Annotated in this window: 13 protein-coding genes; 6 read left to right on the top strand and 7 right to left on the bottom strand. The window is 52.8% G+C overall.

Annotated features, from left to right (window positions below; all coding sequences use genetic code 11):
* Positions 1 to 30: 30 nt before the first annotated feature.
* The 3 genes from FDW88_RS19200 to FDW88_RS19210 form a co-directional block, all read right to left on the bottom strand.
* A complete protein-coding gene (locus tag FDW88_RS19200) occupies positions 31 to 981 on the bottom strand; it encodes an ABC transporter substrate-binding protein (RefSeq protein ID WP_137363174.1) in 951 nt (316 codons plus the stop codon).
* A gap of 73 nt (positions 982 to 1,054) precedes the next feature.
* Positions 1,055 to 2,038, bottom strand: a complete 984-nt coding sequence (locus tag FDW88_RS19205; protein WP_096755882.1) for an ABC transporter permease — start codon at positions 2,036 to 2,038, stop codon at positions 1,055 to 1,057.
* A 3-nt stretch (positions 2,039 to 2,041) separates the two neighbouring features.
* Positions 2,042 to 3,541, bottom strand: coding sequence for a sugar ABC transporter ATP-binding protein (locus tag FDW88_RS19210; protein ID WP_115257586.1), 1,500 nt, complete (start codon positions 3,539 to 3,541; stop codon positions 2,042 to 2,044).
* 464 nt (positions 3,542 to 4,005) lie between these two features.
* Between FDW88_RS19210 and fucI the strand changes: the two genes are divergently transcribed.
* From fucI to fucR, 4 genes are all read left to right on the top strand, one after another.
* Positions 4,006 to 5,781: an L-fucose isomerase gene (fucI, locus tag FDW88_RS19215; protein ID WP_137363175.1), complete on the top strand. Its 1,776-nt coding sequence runs from the start codon at positions 4,006 to 4,008 to the stop codon at positions 5,779 to 5,781.
* 97 nt (positions 5,782 to 5,878) lie between these two features.
* Positions 5,879 to 7,297, top strand: coding sequence for an L-fuculokinase (fucK, locus tag FDW88_RS19220; protein WP_137363176.1), 1,419 nt, complete (start codon positions 5,879 to 5,881; stop codon positions 7,295 to 7,297).
* Between the two features lies 1 nt (position 7,298).
* Positions 7,299 to 7,721: an L-fucose mutarotase gene (gene fucU, locus FDW88_RS19225; protein WP_137363177.1), complete on the top strand. Its 423-nt coding sequence runs from the start codon at positions 7,299 to 7,301 to the stop codon at positions 7,719 to 7,721.
* A 57-nt stretch (positions 7,722 to 7,778) separates the two neighbouring features.
* Positions 7,779 to 8,513, top strand: coding sequence for an L-fucose operon activator (gene fucR / locus FDW88_RS19230; RefSeq protein WP_096755877.1), 735 nt, complete (start codon positions 7,779 to 7,781; stop codon positions 8,511 to 8,513).
* Between the two features lie 27 nt (positions 8,514 to 8,540).
* Here the strand turns inward: fucR and rlmM are convergent, their stop codons facing one another.
* From rlmM to FDW88_RS19250, 4 genes are all read right to left on the bottom strand, one after another.
* Positions 8,541 to 9,641, bottom strand: coding sequence for a 23S rRNA (cytidine(2498)-2'-O)-methyltransferase RlmM (gene rlmM / locus FDW88_RS19235; protein WP_137363178.1), 1,101 nt, complete (start codon positions 9,639 to 9,641; stop codon positions 8,541 to 8,543).
* Positions 9,634 to 10,029: a DUF423 domain-containing protein gene (locus FDW88_RS19240; RefSeq protein ID WP_096755875.1), complete on the bottom strand. Its 396-nt coding sequence runs from the start codon at positions 10,027 to 10,029 to the stop codon at positions 9,634 to 9,636. The genes rlmM and FDW88_RS19240 overlap by 8 nt, the downstream gene beginning before the upstream one ends.
* An 18-nt stretch (positions 10,030 to 10,047) precedes the next feature.
* Positions 10,048 to 10,965 carry a glycine cleavage system transcriptional regulator GcvA gene (gene gcvA / locus FDW88_RS19245; RefSeq protein ID WP_096755874.1) on the bottom strand — a complete coding sequence of 306 codons (918 nt, stop codon included), beginning with the start codon at positions 10,963 to 10,965 and terminating at the stop codon, positions 10,048 to 10,050.
* 362 nt (positions 10,966 to 11,327) lie between these two features.
* The gene (locus FDW88_RS19250) at positions 11,328 to 11,555 is read right to left on the bottom strand and encodes a YgdI/YgdR family lipoprotein (RefSeq protein WP_096755873.1); all 228 of its coding nucleotides are present in this window, start codon (positions 11,553 to 11,555) and stop codon (positions 11,328 to 11,330) included.
* Positions 11,556 to 11,747: 192 nt separating this feature from the next.
* Between FDW88_RS19250 and csdA the strand changes: the two genes are divergently transcribed.
* The gene (csdA, locus tag FDW88_RS19255; RefSeq protein ID WP_117343125.1) at positions 11,748 to 12,953 is read left to right on the top strand and encodes a cysteine desulfurase CsdA; all 1,206 of its coding nucleotides are present in this window, start codon (positions 11,748 to 11,750) and stop codon (positions 12,951 to 12,953) included.
* Positions 12,953 to 13,396 carry a cysteine desulfurase sulfur acceptor subunit CsdE gene (csdE, locus tag FDW88_RS19260; protein ID WP_137363179.1) on the top strand — a complete coding sequence of 148 codons (444 nt, stop codon included), beginning with the start codon at positions 12,953 to 12,955 and terminating at the stop codon, positions 13,394 to 13,396. The genes csdA and csdE overlap by 1 nt, the downstream gene beginning before the upstream one ends.
* Positions 13,397 to 13,427 lie beyond the last annotated feature (31 nt).

Consider the following 13,427-nt stretch of genomic DNA (forward strand, 5'->3'; position numbering starts at 1 on the left):
AAATGGGGCGAACGTGTCGCCCCAGCGGTCTTATTTTTTACCGAATGGATGTAATAATTTGTCGATTTCCGGTGTATCAATGTTCTTCGCATTCACGAATCTAACCGGGATATCAATCTCTTTTGGAACAGCCTGACCCGACACGGCGGCATTCAGCGTTTTGATCCCCTGATAGCCAATCTGGTAAGCATCCTGCACCACAAAGCCCTGGATAACGCCGGATTTCAGGAAGGCAATAATCGCTTCGGTGCTGTCAAAGCCAATCACCTTCACTTTGCCCTTTAGGTTTTGACTATCAATGGCGTTCGCTACACCCAGCGTTGAACCTTCGTTAGTGCCATAGATCCCGGCAATATCCGGGTTGGCCTGAATCATATCGATGGTTTTATCCATCGCTTTTTGCGGATCCCCGTCGCTGTACTGAACTGGCAGCACCTTGATATCCGGATATTTTTCCTTCATGCGGGCAATAAACCCTTCTGAACGCTCGATTGCAGAAGAGGTACCGGCCACGTGCGCAATAATACCGACCTTCCCTTTGCTGCCCACTTCAGCGGCGAGCGCATCGGCGGCTTCTGCGCCGGCTTTACGGTTATTGGTTGCCACAAAGCTGACCGGAATGTCGGAATTCACGCCAGAGTCAAAGGTCACAACCTTAATCCCCCGTGAATTGGCCGTTTCCACCAGCGGTGCGAGGGCATTGGCATCTAACGCCGCCAGCAGCAGTCCGTTAGGCTTTTGCGCCATTGCGTTTTCAACCAACTGAATCTGCTCAGCAATTTGTGTTTCATCCGCCGGCCCTACATAGCTGGTTTTATCACCCAACTCTTTCGCTGCCGCTTCGGTCCCCATTTTTACGGTTTGCCAGAATTCATGCTGGAAACCTTTACTGACCACAGGGAGGTTCATATCTTTAGCCAACGCGCTGGAAGTCATGCAGGCCAGCAGGGATAACGCATAGACAAAATGCCTGGTTTTCATTGTTGTACTCCGTTCTGAGTGAGTCACCCTAAACGTCAGGGTTATGATGCCCCGCAACTTCCGGGAGCGTAAATCAACGAATTTTTTTGCGTAATGTGTCGAGATAAACCGCCGCGATAACCACCACACCCATTGCCACCATCTGCCAGAACTGGGAGACGCCCATCAGGTTGAGGCCATTTTTCAACACGCTCATGATGAATGCGCCGATAATCGTGCCGCCGATGGTGCCAATCCCGCCCATCAGGCTCGTACCACCAATCACCACTGCGGCAATCGCTTCCAGCTCATAACCCACACCAACCGTTGGCTGACCTGAGTTCAGACGCGAAGCAAGAATGACCCCGGCAATCCCGGTCAGCAGACCGCAGAAGGCGTAGACGAAGATTTTGACGCGCTGGACTTTAATTCCGGACAGGTGTGCTGCAACTTCATTGCTGCCCACAGCATAAACATAGCGACCAATCACCGTTTTCTTCAGGATGTACGCAGCGATCAGCGCCACCACCACCAGGTAAAAGACCGGATAAGGCAGCACGTCGAACAGGCGGCCCTGTGCCAGCATTTTGAAGCCAGGGTAATCAGCAAAGTAAATCGCGCGGCCGTCGGTCATCACCATGTTGATGCCCCTGACGGACATCATCAGGCCCAGCGTGGCAATAAAGGGCGGGATGGTCATTTTGGTGACCAACAGCCCGTTGATATAACCGCACAGCCCACCGGCTAACACGCCTGCCAGAATGCAAATCGGCAGAGGCAACCCCAGCGTGGCGCAGATACCGACCGCAACGCCTGAAAACGCCACCACGGAACCAAGAGAAAGGTCGATCCCGGAGGTGATAATGACGAAGGTAACGCCAATCGCCATGATGCCAATGACCGAGGTTTGCAGGGCAATGGTCATAATATTTTCAGTATTAAAGAAAAATGGCGATCCAAAACTGAAAAATATCACCAGAATAATCAAACTGAAAAGCGGCGCGAGGCGCATTAAAAGTTCTTTGTTAATTTTAATTTTTTTATTATTGCTGTCTGAAGAGGTTACAGAGATAGTCATAAATTAATCCTCTAACGTCGCGTATTGCATGATTTTTTCTTGTGTGGCGTCATCAGAAGCTAACTCACCGGTAATACGACCACTACGCATCACTAAAATGCGATCGCACATACCCAGCACTTCCGGTAATTCAGAAGAAATCATGATGATTGATTTCCCTTTTGCCACCAGTCGATTCATCAATTCATAAATTTCAAGTTTGGCCCCCACGTCAATGCCACGCGTAGGCTCATCAAAGATGAGAATATCGGTGTCTTTACACACCCATCTGGCAATAATGATTTTCTGCTGATTACCACCACTTAAATTTAATGCGGCCTGCTCAAGGTGTGGCGTTTTAATTCGCAGGGCTTTCACCTGCTCCTGGCTGGTTTGCTGACAGCGCTTGCTATCAACATTGCCGTAGCGATCGGAATACTCCGGGTAATTCCCCAGCATAATATTGCGCTCAACCGACAGCCCTAATGCCAGTCCTTCTTTTTTTCTGTCCTCTGTTAAATAGCTGATCCCCTGTTTGATTGCGTCAGGGATATCTTTAACCACGGTGACCTTACCGTTTAGCGTAATGGTACCGCTATCGATGGGATCTGCGCCGAAAATGGCACGCGCCAGTTCGGTACGCCCTGCGCCCATCAGACCAGCAAAACCTAAAATCTCCCCCTGATGCAGGGTGAAATCGATGTTGTTCAGTACCCCTTTGCGCGTCAGGCCGCTCACTTCCAGCACCGGTTTGTGCTGAGACAAAGGTTCACGACGCGGATAGATATTCCCGAGGTCACGCCCAACCATCATGGCAATTAAGTCGCTGATTTTTACAGCATCATAATCGACGGTGGCAATAAACTGACCGTCTCGCATCACGGTCGCGCGGTCGGCAATTAACGCCAGCTCTTCCAGACGGTGCGAGATATAGACAATGCCGGTACCCTGCTCTTTCAGCAAACGGGTAACCTGAAATAAACTGTCGATCTCCGTTTCCGTCAGCGCCGCCGTCGGTTCATCCATAATCAGAATTTTGGCATTCACCGATATAGCTTTGGCAATCTCAACCATTTGTTGTTGAGCGACGGTAAGATCGGCAACCAGCGTATCTGGCGCAATATTCAGGTTCAATTTTTGCAAAATATCGATAGCTGCCTGGCGCTGTTGTTTCTCGTCAAGACGCCAGCGGTTATTTTTGCAAAATTCCCTGCCAATAAAGATATTGTCTTCAACCGTTAACTCTGGGAATAAATTAAATTCCTGGTGAATAATCGTGATCCCGGCTTTTTGTGCACTTAACGGATTCGCGAATGAAACAGCTTGATCTTCAAAAATAATATTGCCTTCATCCGGTTGATAAACGCCGGATAAAATTTTCATCAAGGTGGACTTCCCCGCGCCATTTTCGCCAAGCAGCGCATGAACTTCCCCTTTGCGTAACGCAAAATCCACATTACTCAACGCTAATACGCCGGGAAAACGTTTCGTAATATGACTCATCTGTAAAAATGTTTCGGACATTGCTGCTTTCCTCAATATACAGAAACTACAGTCGGTAAATCAGGCGAAAACAGCGTTACCAGGGAGCCATCGTCACCGTTAATGCGAATACTTCTTAAAAGCGTAGATACGTTTTATGATTTTTGCTAACTCGAGTTAGCGATTGCCTTTTAAAGCTATTTTAGCTGCAAAAAATAACCAAATCATTTGGTTTAAAACTGTGACACTGGACAGACAATTTATTGTATCTCATTAATTAAAAAGAAAATTAACTTAAATACGTACATTTATTTATTTGACGCAGATCGAATTTTAACCACTTCTCGTGAGGCCTCTCACAGTTCCGCAACAAAAAAGTTGTGCAAAAAACTCGCTGATACCTAAGCTAACTCGAGTTAGCAAAAATAAAAAATTCAGCCAACTGCGACAGTGGTGTCCTCCATCCGCTTTTGCAGCACGGCATAAAGTGAGATGAGGAACCTCGAATGAACAAAATGAGTTTACCGAAAATCGGTATTCGTCCGGTGATTGATGGGCGTCGTATGGGTGTACGCGAGTCGCTCGAAGAACAAACCATGAATATGGCGAAAGCCACTGCTGCGCTTATCAGCGAGAAACTTCGTCACGCCTGTGGCGCACAGATTGAGTGCGTAATTGCAGACACCTGCATTGCCGGGATGGCTGAATCCGCCGCCTGCGAAGAAAAATTCAGTAGCCAAAATGTCGGCGTGACGATCACCGTGACACCATGCTGGTGCTACGGCAGCGAAACCATCGACATGGACCCAATGCGTCCAAAAGCCATCTGGGGCTTCAACGGAACGGAACGTCCTGGCGCTGTTTATCTGGCTGCGGCGCTGGCTGCGCATAACCAAAAAGGTCTGCCTGCTTTCTCGATTTACGGCCATGACGTGCAGGATGCGGGTGACACCACCATTCCCGCCGATGTTGAAGAAAAACTGCTGCGCTTTAGCCGTGCAGGCCTGGCCGTTGCCAGTATGAAAGGCAAAAGCTATCTGTCCGTGGGCGGCGTTTCAATGGGGATCGCAGGATCCATCGTCGATCATAACTTCTTTGAATCCTGGCTGGGCATGAAGGTTCAGCCGGTTGATATGACCGAACTGCGTCGTCGTATTGACCAAAAAATCTATGACGAAACCGAGCTGGAGATTGCGCTGGCGTGGGCGGACAAAAACTTCCGCTATGGCGAAGATCAGAATGCCCAGCAGTACAAACGCAATGAAGAGCAAAGCCGCGCCGTGCTGAAAGAAAGCCTGCTGATGGCAATGTGTATTCGCGACATGATGCAGGGTAACAAGACGCTGGCTGAAAAAGGCCTGGTCGAAGAGTCGCTGGGCTTCAACGCCATTGCCGCGGGCTTCCAGGGCCAGCGTCACTGGACCGATCAATACCCGAACGGCGACACCGCCGAAGCCCTGCTGAACAGCTCATTTGACTGGAACGGCGTGCGCGAGCCGTATGTGGTTGCCACCGAAAACGACAGTCTGAACGGTGTGGCAATGCTGTTCGGCCGCCAGCTTACCGGTACCGCGCAGGTCTTTGCCGATGTTCGCACCTACTGGTCGCCGGAAGCGGTGCAACGCGTCACCGGCCAGCCGCTGACCGGCCTTGCCGAGCACGGTATTATCCACCTGATCAACTCCGGATCTGCGGCGCTGGACGGCTCCTGCAAACAGCGTGACAGCGATGGCAAACCGACCATGAAACCGCACTGGGAAATCTCCCAGCAAGAGGTGGATGATTGCCTGGCGGCAACCGAATGGTGCCCAGCTATTCATGAATACTTCCGCGGCGGCGGCTACTCCTCTCGCTTCCTGACCGAAGGCGGCGTGCCGTTCACCATGACCCGTATCAATATCATCAAAGGTCTGGGGCCGGTGCTGCAGATAGCCGAAGGCTGGAGCGTGGAATTGCCGAAAGACATGCACGACCAGCTCGATGCCCGCACCAACTCCACCTGGCCAACGACCTGGTTTGCTCCGCGCTTAACCGGTAAAGGTCCGTTCAGCGACGTTTACTCGGTGATGGCGAACTGGGGTGCGAACCACGGTGTGCTGACCATTGGTCACGTTGGCGCAGACTTTATTACCCTTGCCGCCATGCTGCGTATTCCGGTGTGTATGCACAACGTGGAAGAAGAGAAAATCTATCGTCCTTCAGCCTGGGCTGCGCACGGTATGGACAGCGAAGGCCAGGATTATCGCGCCTGCCAGAACTATGGCCCGCTGTATAAACGTTAATGCGACTCTGCCCGGTGGCGCAAGCTTACCGGGCCTACAACTGTAAAATGTGTAGGCCGGATAAGCGCAGCGCCATCCGGCAACATTTGGAGTGGCTATGAAACAAGACGTTATACTGGTCCTCGACTGTGGCGCGACCAACGTGCGGGCCATTGCCGTTGACCGTCAGGGAAACATCGTTGCCCGTGCCTCCACACCGAACGCCAGTGATATCGCCTCAGAAAACAGCACCTGGCATCAGTGGTCCCTGGATGCCATTCTGCAACGCTTTGCCGACTGCTGCCACCGCCTGTCACCTGAACTGTCTACCCGCCAAATCCGCGGGATTACCGTCACCACGTTTGGCGTAGACGGCGCGCTGGTTGATGAGAATGGCGAACTGCTTTATCCGGTAATCAGCTGGAAATGCCCACGCACCGCCGCCGTGATGGCCAATATCAGCCGCCTGATGACACCACAGCAGTTGCAGGACATCTCCGGCGTCGGCGCCTTCAGCTTTAACACCCTGTATAAACTGGTGTGGCTCAAAGAAAACCATCCGCAATTACTGGAACGGGCGCACGCCTGGCTATTTATCTCCTCGCTTCTTAATCATCGCTTAACCGGTGAATTCACGACGGATATCACCATGGCGGGCACCAGCCAGCTGCTGAATATCCATCAGCGAGAGTTCAGCCCCGACATTTTGCAGGCAGCCGGCATTCCACGCCGACTGTTTCCCCGCCTCGTCGAAGCAGGCGAGCATATTGGGACGTTGCAAAGCGCCACGGCAACATTGCTCGGGCTGCCGACGGGCATTCCGGTCATTTCCGCCGGACATGATACACAGTTCGCTCTCTTTGGCGCGGGCGCACAGCCGGACGAACCGGTGCTCTCCTCCGGCACATGGGAAATTTTGATGGTGCGCAGCGCGCAGGTGAATACCCCACTGCTGAGCCAGTATTCCGGCTCCACCTGCGAGCTGGACAGCCACGCAGGGCTGTACAATCCCGGTATGCAATGGTTGGCTTCCGGCGTCCTCGAATGGGTACGCAAGCTGCTGTGGACTGCCGATACGCCGTGGCAAACGCTCATCGATGAAGCCAACGCCATTCCGGCTGGGGCTGATGGGGTAAAAATGCAGTGCGATCTGCTCACCGGCGCGAACGCGGGTTGGCAGGGCGTCACGCTCAACAGCACACGGGGACATTTATACCGTGCGGCACTGGAGGGGCTCACCCACCGGCTGCAGCAAAATCTACAGACACTGGAGACCATCGGTCACTTCCAGGCGACAGAGCTGCTGCTGGTTGGCGGGGGAAGTCGTAACGCGCTGTGGAATCAGATTAAAGCCAACGTTCTGGGTATCCCGATCAAAGTGCTGGATGACGCCGAAACCACCGTCGCCGGGGCGGCGATGTTTGCCTGGTCGGGCATTGGGGAATTTACCTCACCGGAGCAGGCTCGCGCCCAGGTGCACTACCAGTATCGTTATTTCTATCCGCAAACTGAACCCGAACTCACAGGAGTTGAGTGACATGCTAAAAACGATTTCGCCTTTAATTTCCCCCGACCTGCTGAAAGTGCTGGCTGAAATGGGTCACGGCGATGAAATCATCTTTTCCGATGCTCATTTCCCCGCGCACAGCATGGGGCCACAGGTGATCCGCGCCGACGGCCTGCAGGTCGACGCCCTGCTACAGGCGATTATTCCGTTGTTTGAACTGGACAGTTACGCTCCGCCGCTGGTGATGATGGCGCCCGTTGAAGGGGATTCACTCGACCCAAGCGTCGAAGAGCGTTATCGCGATGCGCTCGCTTTGCCGGCGAGCGGCCCGGGTATCACGCGCATTGATCGCTATGCATTCTACGAGCGGGCGCAAAAGGCGTTTGCTGTCGTTATCACCGGCGAGCGGGCAAAGTACGGAAATATTCTTTTGAAAAAAGGCGTAACACCGTAATCTCTGATCGGGGTGCCCGTCAGAGGCGGGCATTCATCCAACGATGAGGATCGGACCATGAAAGCGGCGCGCCAGCAGGCGATAGTAGACTTGCTCATTCACCATCAAAACCTGACCACTGAAGTTTTGGCTTTGCAGCTGAACGTCAGTAAAGAGACTATCCGCCGCGATCTCAGCGAACTACAAACCCAGGGCAAAGTCCTGCGCAGCCACGGATGCGCCAGGGTCATTCAGCGGGAAAATCAAAACAGCGGCGACCCGTTTCACATTCGACGTAACAGCCATCATGCGCATAAAGCCGATGCCGCACGGGAAGCGCTGACATGGATAGAAGAAGGCATGGTGATAGCCCTGGACGCCAGCTCGACCTGCTGGTATCTGGCCCGACAGTTGCCGGATATCAACATCCAGGTATTTACCAACAGTCAGCCCATTTGCCAGGAACTGGCCAAACGTAAACATATTCAGCTCATCTGCTCAGGCGGTAGGCTGGAGCGTAAGGACGGTTGCTACGTGAATCCGTCGCTCATTTCTCAGTTGAAATCCCTCGACATCGACCTGTTTATTTTTTCCTGTGCCGGGATCGATAGCAGCGGCACGCTTTGGGATTCCAACAGCCGCAACGCGGAGTTCAAATCTATTCTGCTCAAGCGTGCATCACAGTCATTGCTGCTTTTCGATAAAAGTAAGTTAGATCGTTCTGGCGAGGCCCGGATCGGGCATCTGGAAGAGGTCACGCATATTATTTCGGGTGAACAGCAGACAGACGGTGCGGTAATCCAGGCCGGATAAACGTATGCGTCATCCGGCCCGGGCGTCTTATCGCTCGTCGCGACGACCACCAACAGCCGCCCACAGACGGCGCACGTGCACAGTCACTTCTTCGCGGTCATGGTACAGCTGACGCGCCTGAATTTGTGCATTGATGTTGTGTTCATCCAACTGCTCCTGAATATATGCCAGGTTTTGCGACACTTCTTCGTAGCGTTTTTTCATCGGCAGTTTGAGATTGAAAATCGTCTCACGACACCAGCCATTGACCAGCCACTGCGCCATCAGCGCGGCAACTTTCGCCGGCTTCTCCACCATATCGCAAACCATCCACGAAATGTTGCTACGATTCGGACGGTACTTAAATCCGTCTTCACGCAGCCAGGTAACCTGTCCGGTATCCATCAGGCTTTGCGCCATCGGACCATTGTCCACGGAGTAAACCCACATGTTGCGTTTGACCAGCTGATAGGTCCAGCCGCCAGGACATGCGCCTAAATCCACCGCATACATGCCGTTTGCCAGACGCTCATCCCACTCATCGGCCGGAATAAAGACATGCAGCGCTTCTTCCAGCTTCAGCGTTGAGCGACTCGGCGCATCGGCCGGGAACTTCAGACGTGGGATCCCCATGTAAAACGGCGAGTTGTTGTCAGGCCAGGAATAACCGGTGTAACAACAGCCCGGCGCAATAAAGAACACGTGGACAACCGGGCGCTTTGGTGTCTCATACTTTGCCAGCACGCCCGCTTCGCGCAGCGCCGCACGTAGCGGTACGGTAAATTTGCGGCAAAACTTCACCAGTTCTTTGCTTTCGTTAGTGTCGGCCACTTCGACACGCAGATCGCCACCCTTCTCCACCACGCCCTGCAACATGCCAACAATCGGCGTAATGCGGTCTTCCGGCGGTAAATATTGCAGCAACTCGCCGACAACAAACATCTGGCGAGCAAAAATCAGCGAGCTAAACGGCAACTCTTTTACGAGCTTTTCAGCATCCCCCTGCTGATAGCACTCAAAAGTCACGTACCCCTCATTGTCTTTCACGCGGGCAAAGCCGAACACTTCCCGGCGTGTTGCTTTATCCGTAATTTCTGCGGCGCACTCTTTCTCAAAACCCGGGCGACACAACAATACAACCTTATTCATGGCTAACGCCCTTACGTTTCAATCGAATAGCACCCACTAACATCAGCGCCCAACCTACCAGGAAGCTGAAACCACCGACCGGGGTAACAAACGCCCACAGGCGTAAATGAGAGAGCGCGAGGCAATACAGGCTACCGCTAAACAGCACGGTGCCCAATGCCATGAACACGCTACTCCAGTAAAACCAAATGCTGATACGTCGCTGCATGGCGACGGCCAGACCAAAAATAGCCAGCGTATGAAACGCCTGATACTCAAGACCGGTCTGGATCCAACCCATTTCAACAACGCCAAGCGTTTTGCTTAGCACGTGAGCCCCAAACGCGCCCAGAGCAACAAAGATAAAGCCACTTATGGCGGCAAAAATCAGCATAAAACGGCTGGTCATGTTAATACCCTACGTAAATTATTGTTCGTAACGAAAGCGGAATTTTTCTTGTTCAGTGGCCGCTTTCGCCAGAATCCACTGACGGAAGGCGGCTATTTTACCCAGTTCTGCCTGACTGTCATGACAAACCAGATAAAACGCGTTTTTGCTGACCAACACATCATTAAACGGGCAAACCAGACGGCCCGCTTCAATTTCTGATTGCGACATCACGTTATTGGCCAGCGCAACACCCTGTCCATGGATGGCAGCCTGTAGCACCATGGCGCTATGGCTGAAGATAGGTCCCTGCTGAACGTTAATATGATTCAACCCAAGCTGGCGCGTATAGGCCTGCCAGTCGCGGCGAGAAGCATCATGCAATAACGTGTGCTTTGCCAGATCCTCTGGCGTCTTCAGCGGTTTATCGCCGGTGAGCAATAAAGGAGAGCAGACCGGCAACAGATATTCTGCGTACAATTTTTCTACGCGCAGGCCAGGCCAGTTGCCGCGACCATAAAAAATCGCCACGTCAACATCGTCAGCCAGTTTATCTTCCTGACGGTCAACCGCCTGGATCCTGACGTCGATTCCCGGATAAGCTGAGTTAAAGCTAGAGAGTCTGGGCACCAGCCATTGAATGGCAAAACTAGGCAATAAACTGACGGTAAGCGCACCTTTTGCACTGCGTGCCTGAAGTTTACGCGTCGCATCGGTTAATTGCGAAAAAATCTCTTTGATGTCGAGAAAGTAGCTTTGGCCTTCTTCCGTCAACAGAAGAGATCGATTGCGTCGACGGAACAGCTTCAGCCCTAGGAAATCCTCGAGTGACTTGATTTGGTGACTTACTGCGGCCTGCGTCACAAAAAGCTCTTCTGCTGCGCGAGTAAAGCTCAAATGACGCGCCGCGGCATCAAAAACACGTAACGCATTTAAGGGTGGTAATCGTTTTGACATGACTTTTAGGCTTTGATGTTAAATGAATTTAACAGTTATCTAACAGGCTGTAACCTATTAGTTTTTTTAATCTGAGCCATTATAAATTGTCCGTTGAGGTTCTACCAGCAAATACCTATAGTGGCGGCACTTCCTGAAGCCGGAACGAAAAGTTTTATCGGAATGCGTGTTCTGGTGGGCTTTTGGCTTACGGTTGTGATGTTGTGTTGTTGTGTTTGCAATTGGTCTGCGATTCAGACCATGGTAGCAAAGCTACCCTTTTTCACTTCCTGTACATTTACCCTGTCTGTCCATAGTGATTAATGTAGCACCGCCAATTTGCGGTGCTTTTTTTTGTCTGCGTTTTATCGATGGCCGAGCGGCTAGTTCTCCAGTTCTACCATCTCTTTCACGTCAGTACGGTTAATCTGCTGTTTGTTGCCGTTAGCGTCCTTGTACGAAATCATTCCCGTTTCATCATCGGTCTTTGGCTTACCATCAGACACGATTGTCCGACCATCGTTGGTGTGCATAACATAGTTCGAACCAGAACAGGCGCTCAGGGCAAAAGTCAGCATACAGGCAGAGATAATGGCGGCAGTCTTTTTCATATTCTTCTCCTTAAAGCGATTTATGCTAGATAAAACGAATTTCATAACAGGCAAAAATCTTCGCCCAACATTATCTAGCATAAGACACTGGTCTGATTTCACCAGGATATCCAGAGGATTCCGATGCTTAGGGTTACCCTTGTGCCAGCGCCCTTTTTGCGCCACGATCGGGGTATTGAACTGAGGAATCCCATGAACGCTTTTAACCCCGCGCAGTTTCGCGCACAGTTTCCCGCACTCAATGATGCTGGCGTCTATCTCGACAGTGCCGCCACGGCGCTCAAGCCGCAGACGGTTATTGAAGCTACGCATCAGTTTTATAGCCTGAGCGCCGGGAACGTCCATCGCAGCCAGTTTGCCGAAGCCCAGCGCCTGACCGCTCGCTATGAGGCAGCACGGGAAAAAGTCGCCCGACTGATCAACGCGCCGGATGACAAAACCATCGTCTGGACCCGCGGCACGACAGAGGCCATCAATATGGTGGCGCAAAGCTACGCGCGCCCACGCTTGCAGCCGGGTGATGAGATCATCGTTAGCGTGGCAGAACATCACGCCAACCTCGTTCCCTGGCTGATGGTCGCCCAGCAAACCGGGGCCAGGGTCGTCAGACTGCCGCTCAACGCGCAGTTACTTCCTGATGTTGAGCGTTTGCCCGAGCTCATCACCCCGCGCAGTCGCATACTGGCGCTGGGACAGATGTCTAACGTCACCGGCGGCTGCCCGGATTTAGCGCGCGCGATTACACTTGCCCACGCGGCAGGAATGGTGGTGATGGTAGACGGCGCCCAGGGTGTGGTGCATTTTCCCGCCGACGTTCAGCAGTTAGATATTGATTTCTATGCCTTCTCGGGCCACAAGCTGTATGGCCCAACCGGCATTGGCGCACTGTACGGTAAGCCTGAGCTACTGGACGCCATGTCACCCTGGCTCGGCGGTGGTAAGATGATTAGCGAGGTCAGCTTTGAGGGGTTCACCACTCAGGCAGCACCGTGGAAGCTGGAAGCGGGTACGCCTAACGTGGCCGGAGTCATCGGCCTGAGCGCGGCGCTGGAATGGCTGGCGGATATCGACATTGTTCAGGCCGAGAGCTGGAGCCGTGGCCTGGCGACGCTGGCGGAAGATGCGTTGGCAAAACGGCCTGGATTCCGCTCCTTCCGCTGTCAGGATTCCAGCTTGTTAGCCTTTGACTTCGCCGGGGTGCACCACAGCGATATGGTCACGCTGCTGGCCGAATATGGCATTGCGTTGCGTGCAGGACAGCACTGCGCACAGCCGCTGTTAGCAGAACTTGGCGTTTCAGGCACCCTGCGCGCCTCATTTGCACCTTATAATAGCCAAAGTGATGTGGATGCGTTGGTCACAGCCGTTGACCGCGCGCTGGAAATATTGGTGGATTAATGACAACTCCTCTGCTCGCCGGACACCCGTTTGGCACAACCGTAACCGAAGAGACATTACGCAATACCTTTCTCCCACTCAACCAATGGGAAGATAAATACCGTCAGTTGATCCTGCTCGGTAAGCAGCTTCCGGCTCTGTCGGATGCGCTGAAGGCACAGGCCAAAGAAATTGCCGGATGCGAAAACCGCGTCTGGCTGGGGTATACCCTGCAGGATAATGGCACCCTGCATTTTTTTGGCGACAGCGAAGGACGTATCGTGCGCGGTCTGCTGGCGGTTTTACTCACCGCCGTCGAGGGCAAAACCGCCGCCGAGTTACAGACGCATTCGCCAATGGCGTTCTTTGATGAATTGGGTTTACGCGCGCAGCTTAGCGCCTCGCGCAGCCAAGGGTTGAATGCGCTCATTGGGGCAGTTCAGGATGCCGGATGGCAACGCTGATGCGTCTTATCCGGCCGACAACGCCACACAA

The organism is Citrobacter sp. wls829 (assembly GCF_005280825.1).
GTDB classification, from domain to species: Bacteria; Pseudomonadota; Gammaproteobacteria; order Enterobacterales; family Enterobacteriaceae; genus Citrobacter; species Citrobacter gillenii.

Coding starts and splice junctions, on each gene's coding strand:
- fucI (WP_137363175.1), top strand. CDS start 4,006: ATGAACAAAATGAGTTTACCGAAAATCGGTATTCGTCCGGTGATTGAT.
- fucU (WP_137363177.1), top strand. CDS start 7,299: ATGCTAAAAACGATTTCGCCTTTAATTTCCCCCGACCTGCTGAAAGTG.
- csdE (WP_137363179.1), top strand. CDS start 12,953: ATGACAACTCCTCTGCTCGCCGGACACCCGTTTGGCACAACCGTAACC.
- FDW88_RS19205 (WP_096755882.1), bottom strand. CDS start 2,038: ATGACTATCTCTGTAACCTCTTCAGACAGCAATAATAAAAAAATTAAA.
- FDW88_RS19250 (WP_096755873.1), bottom strand. CDS start 11,555: ATGAAAAAGACTGCCGCCATTATCTCTGCCTGTATGCTGACTTTTGCC.
- FDW88_RS19200 (WP_137363174.1), bottom strand. CDS start 981: ATGAAAACCAGGCATTTTGTCTATGCGTTATCCCTGCTGGCCTGCATG.
- gcvA (WP_096755874.1), bottom strand. CDS start 10,965: ATGTCAAAACGATTACCACCCTTAAATGCGTTACGTGTTTTTGATGCC.
- FDW88_RS19240 (WP_096755875.1), bottom strand. CDS start 10,029: ATGACCAGCCGTTTTATGCTGATTTTTGCCGCCATAAGTGGCTTTATC.
- fucR (WP_096755877.1), top strand. CDS start 7,779: ATGAAAGCGGCGCGCCAGCAGGCGATAGTAGACTTGCTCATTCACCAT.
- rlmM (WP_137363178.1), bottom strand. CDS start 9,641: ATGAATAAGGTTGTATTGTTGTGTCGCCCGGGTTTTGAGAAAGAGTGC.
- FDW88_RS19210 (WP_115257586.1), bottom strand. CDS start 3,541: ATGTCCGAAACATTTTTACAGATGAGTCATATTACGAAACGTTTTCCC.
- fucK (WP_137363176.1), top strand. CDS start 5,879: ATGAAACAAGACGTTATACTGGTCCTCGACTGTGGCGCGACCAACGTG.
- csdA (WP_117343125.1), top strand. CDS start 11,748: ATGAACGCTTTTAACCCCGCGCAGTTTCGCGCACAGTTTCCCGCACTC.